5 protein-coding genes are annotated in these 4,538 nt (G+C 38.2%); all 5 read left to right on the top strand.

Going from position 1 to position 4,538, the window contains the following annotated elements:
- Positions 1 to 811 (top strand): alpha/beta fold hydrolase (locus EA341_RS00825; protein WP_293010781.1); only part of this gene is annotated, 811 nt, incomplete at its 5' end.
- Between the two features lie 196 nt (positions 812 to 1,007).
- Positions 1,008 to 1,451, top strand: a complete 444-nt coding sequence (locus EA341_RS00820) for a PH domain-containing protein (protein ID WP_293010780.1) — start codon at positions 1,008 to 1,010, stop codon at positions 1,449 to 1,451.
- A 129-nt stretch (positions 1,452 to 1,580) separates the two neighbouring features.
- Positions 1,581 to 2,192 (top strand): fumarylacetoacetate hydrolase family protein, encoded by a 612-nt coding sequence (locus EA341_RS00815; protein WP_293010779.1) that lies wholly within the window; start codon positions 1,581 to 1,583, stop codon positions 2,190 to 2,192.
- Entirely contained in the window at positions 2,179 to 4,038 is a 1,860-nt protein-coding gene (locus EA341_RS00810) for a M23 family metallopeptidase (protein ID WP_293010778.1), read from the top strand. The genes EA341_RS00815 and EA341_RS00810 overlap by 14 nt, the downstream gene beginning before the upstream one ends.
- A 25-nt stretch (positions 4,039 to 4,063) precedes the next feature.
- Positions 4,064 to 4,513 (top strand): thioredoxin-dependent thiol peroxidase, encoded by a 450-nt coding sequence (bcp, locus tag EA341_RS00805; RefSeq protein ID WP_293010777.1) that lies wholly within the window; start codon positions 4,064 to 4,066, stop codon positions 4,511 to 4,513.
- Positions 4,514 to 4,538 lie beyond the last annotated feature (25 nt).

The following is a 4,538-nucleotide window of genomic DNA, read 5'->3' as shown; positions in this document are numbered from 1 at the left end:
ACACTTTATCGTTTGTGCCAATCTTCTTGGCAGTTGCTATGGTTCTACCAATCCACTATCAGAAAATCCAAAAAGTGGCAAACCTTACTTTTACGATTTCCCCAACCTTACCACAAGAGATTTAGCTAAGTCCCTGGAACATTTAAGACAACACTTAGGTATTTCATCTATTCATACCATCATAGGCGGATCACTTGGAGGACAAGTTGCTTTGGAATGGGCATATCTGCTGCAGGAACAGGTTAGACATACCATAATTTTAGCTTCCAATGCCAAAACATCCCCTTGGACCATAGGCTTCAATGAGACCCAGCGTATGGCCATAGAAGCAGATAGCTCCTGGGGAGAAAACAGTCCGGATGCAGGTAAAAAGGGGTTGGAAGCAGCAAGGGCCATAGCTATGCTATCCTATCGACACCCCGAAGATTTTGAAAATAAGCAATCAGATAAGGAAGCTAAATTAGATGGTTTCAGGATTTCTTCTTATCTCCGCTACCAAGGACAAAAGCTTGCCTCCAGATTCAATGCTTTCTCCTATTGGGTATTAAGTAAAGCCATGGACAGTCATGATTTGGGTAGAGGACGTGGGAATGTGAAAAATGCCCTTTCTGCTATTCCCTCCAAAATCCTGGCTATCGGAGTGGACAAAGATATGCTGTTTTTAAAAGAGGAATCTCAGTTTATAGCCAAGCATGTTCCCCGTGGGAGTTATAAAGAAATAGAGTCCTCCACAGGCCATGATGCGTTTTTGATAGAGTACGAACAGTTACAGTATATTTTAAGGAGTTTCTATTTGGAAGAAAACGATTGATGGATTGAAAGAGAATTAAAATGGTTTTTTATCAAAATATTATTAATAAGTATTAGAATTAAACCTGGTTTATTGAAATCTGAAATCTGCTTCAATTTTGGTCCAAGCTTCTGTCTTCAGGTGTAAATAGATGTTGAACTAGATTGATAATTGTAACATTGGGAATTATTTATTTATTTTATTTTAATTAATTCTGATGATAAATCAATTTGAAATAAATTTACCCATGAGATTTGAAGCTAGAAAAGGACCTTTATACGAAAGCACTTTAGGAATTCTAACAGGTTTATTTCTATATAGCTTATTTTCAGATAAATTTTCCTGGACATTCAGTTTGCTAATATTGATTCCAATAGCACTCATGGCATTCAATTATTTTTCTACGTATTATATCATTAAAAATAAGCTTCTTATTTACAGGTCGGGATTAATAAAAGGTAGTATTCCGATAGATGAAATTCGGGAGGTTGAACCGGATAAAACTTTATGGGCAGGTTTAAAGCCAGCCCTTGCCTCAAAAGGAATTCTTATTCATTATAATAAATTCGATGAAATATATGTAGCACCAATTAACAATGCTGTGTTTATAAGCGAACTTTCCAAATTGAATCCTAATATAAAAATCAAAAGTCAATCCTGATTAATACATTGGTTTAAGCTACGAGCCAATTCCCTACCGTTTACTATTTTTCCAGACAGATTACATAAATACCGCTGAAGGACTGGGAAAAAATCCTTTATTTTACGCAGAATCCAGAACCTCTATTCTATGAAAGTCATTGCCATTGGCAGAAATTACGCAGAGCACATTGAAGAGCTCAAAAACGAAAGGCCTTCCGAACCTGTAGTCTTCCTCAAACCTGATACTGCTGTATTGAAAAACAATGCCCCTTTTTTCCATCCAGACTTTTCAGAAAACATCCATCACGAAGTAGAATTGGTGCTGAAAGTTTCAAAAGAAGGAAAGTACATTCAAAAAGAATTTGCCCATAGGTATTTCGAAGAAATCGGGATTGGAATAGATTTTACCGCGCGTGACCTTCAGGAAAAATGCAAAGCCAAAGGTCTTCCATGGGAAATCGCCAAGGCCTTCAATGGCTCAGCTCCTATAGGTGAGTTTCTTCCTATTTCTGAATTCTCAGAATTGAATGACATCAATTTCCACCTAAATATCAACGGTGAACTCAGACAAAAAGGAAACACTTCTATGATGTTGTTTAACTTTGCCGATATTATCGCCTATGTTTCCAAGTTCTTCACCTTAAAAAAGGGTGATCTTATCTTTACCGGAACACCTGCCGGAGTCAGCAAAATCAATGTGGGCGACCGTCTCGAAGCATTTATAGAAGACAAAAAGCTATTGGATTTTGAAGTCAAATAAATTCCCCCTACTCTTATTCTTATTCCTTTCTCTCAACTTACAGGCGCAGGATTATCTTTTTCCGGTCAAGCCTGGTCAAAGGGCCTTGCTTGCAGGTAATTTTTCTGAAATACGGCCAAATCATTTCCACTCAGGAATTGATGTAAAAATCGGTGGTGTGGATGGAGAACCCATTCTTTCCATCACTGATGGTTATGTGTACCGGATGAAAGTTTCGTCCTATGGGTATGGAAATGTCCTCTATATCCGCCACAATGATGGACAATCCTCTGTTTATGCCCATCTGAGAAATTTCTCTCCCAAGATCATGGATTTCATGAGGGAGAGAATGTATGCTGAAAAGAAAAATGATCTGGAAGTCTTTTTGGAGCCTCAGGAAATTCCTGTCAAAAAAGGAGAGATCATTGGCAATGGTGGAAATACAGGAAGTTCAGGCGGACCTCATCTGCATTTTGAAATCAGAGATACACTTGATCATGCCATAGATCCATTCAAATATAGGTGGAAAGAAATTGTAGATACAACCTCCCCCATTCTTTATCGGATGGCATTGACACCTTTGGATTTTCTATCCAGGGTAGATGGTGAATTTGCCAGAAAAGAGTTTACACCCCTTATAGAAAGCGGTAAATACCTCCTGCCCCAAGATGTAAAAATCAGCGGAAGAGTGGGATTGGAAATCTATGCCATAGACAAAATGGATGGTGTAGGCAATACTTTTGGGATTCCTGTTTTTGAATTGAGTGAAGATGATAATCCACTTTTCAGGATACACATAGACCATATAGATTTTTACAAAAGCAGGTATTTACTCAGTCATGCCCATCAAAACAGGTTTACTAGAGTATATCATTACCCAAACAATCAGATGGAGCTCTATGATCCTAAATCTTCCGGTTCGGGTGCATTGACAGCACTGCCAGGAGAAAGTAAGAAAATTAATCTCGCTATGAAGGATTATTTCGGAAATACCCGCATGCTTTCTTTTCAGATCATAGGAGAAAAAGAAGAAAAGAGTTCTCCCAGCCCGAGAACAGTGAGCCATCAACCCACTGTCATTACTTACCATAGAGAGGTTATGAAAATTCAGGCTGGTTCATCAGAGTGGGGAGAAATGGCGCAGGTTCATGTACATGGATATATCATGGATCTTCCTCCCGCCTATTTGCAAAATGGGCGCAGAATTTACCTTTGGGACATGAATTATGGGGTTCCGGAAAAAATCGATATCTGTACAGAAACGATTTTTCCAACAGTTCAGAAAAAGATACCTTTTGGTGAAGAAATGGCCTATTTCAATAATGATGTCGGAATACATTTCGAAGAAAAAACCCTATTGGACGACCTTTTTTTAAGGATAGAAAAAAGTAGAAATGGAAGATCCAAAGCCATTAAAATCAATGCTCCTCAAGAATACCTACAGAGCAATATGGAAGTTCTTTTCAAAAATACAGGGTTTGAAGGTGATAAAACACATGCACATGTGTATTTTCAGTCCGAAAACGGATGGAAAAGTTTTGTAGGAGGCACTTGGGAATCTGAAGACATCCGTTTCAAAACCAGAAATTTTGGTACTTTTGTGATTGAGGAGGATAAGGTACCACCAGCCATCCGTGCTGTCAGGGTCAATTCAAGTGAATTACGTTTTATCATCCGGGATAACAAATCAGGGATCAGGGACTTTGAAGCTTTTGTTGATGGGGAATGGGTCTTGATGCGTTACGAACACAAGCAAAACGTCATTTGGTCAGAAAAGATAAATAAACAACCTTTCAAAGGAGAGGTTTTATTAAAGGTGCGTGATATGGCTGGAAACGAATCCCAATACACGAGCACTTTAAATTAAATCATAACCTTAAAAAGAAAACATTATGTCAGTAGAAGTAGGAAAAGCAGCACCAGATTTTGAATCAAAGGATCAGGATGGCAATACCATCAAACTTTCCGATTTCAAAGGTAAAAAGGTAGTACTTTATTTTTATCCGAAAGACAATACCCCAGGATGTACCGCACAAGCATGTAACTTAAGAGACAATTATGAAGCCTTGCAGAAAGCCGGGTATGTAATCTTGGGTATCAGTTCAGATTCTGAGAAATCGCATAAGAAATTCATCGAAAAGCAAGAACTCCCTTTTTCACTTATTGCTGATGAGGACAAAACTGTACATGAAGCCTACGGTACTTGGGTAGAAAAATCCATGTATGGAAGAAAGTATATGGGTACCGCTAGGACAACTTTTATCATCGACGAGGAAGGCAAGATTGAAGAAATCATAGAAAAAGTCAAAACAAAAGAACACACCAATCAAATACTCAAATAATTCCAATACAATGGAAAAACAATCA

The organism is Mongoliibacter sp. (assembly GCF_007692705.1).
Lineage (GTDB): Bacteria > Bacteroidota > Bacteroidia > Cytophagales > Cyclobacteriaceae > Mongoliibacter.
The sequence above is the reverse complement of the archived record's forward strand: the minus strand, read 5'-3'. Positions and strand labels throughout refer to the sequence as shown.

What these genes read in the sequence shown, in the direction of transcription:
- EA341_RS00820 (WP_293010780.1), top strand. Translation starts at nt 1,008, where the DNA reads ATGATAAATCAATTTGAAATAAATTTACCCATGAGATTTGAAGCTAGA.
- EA341_RS00815 (WP_293010779.1), top strand. Translation starts at nt 1,581, where the DNA reads ATGAAAGTCATTGCCATTGGCAGAAATTACGCAGAGCACATTGAAGAG.
- bcp (WP_293010777.1), top strand. Translation starts at nt 4,064, where the DNA reads ATGTCAGTAGAAGTAGGAAAAGCAGCACCAGATTTTGAATCAAAGGAT.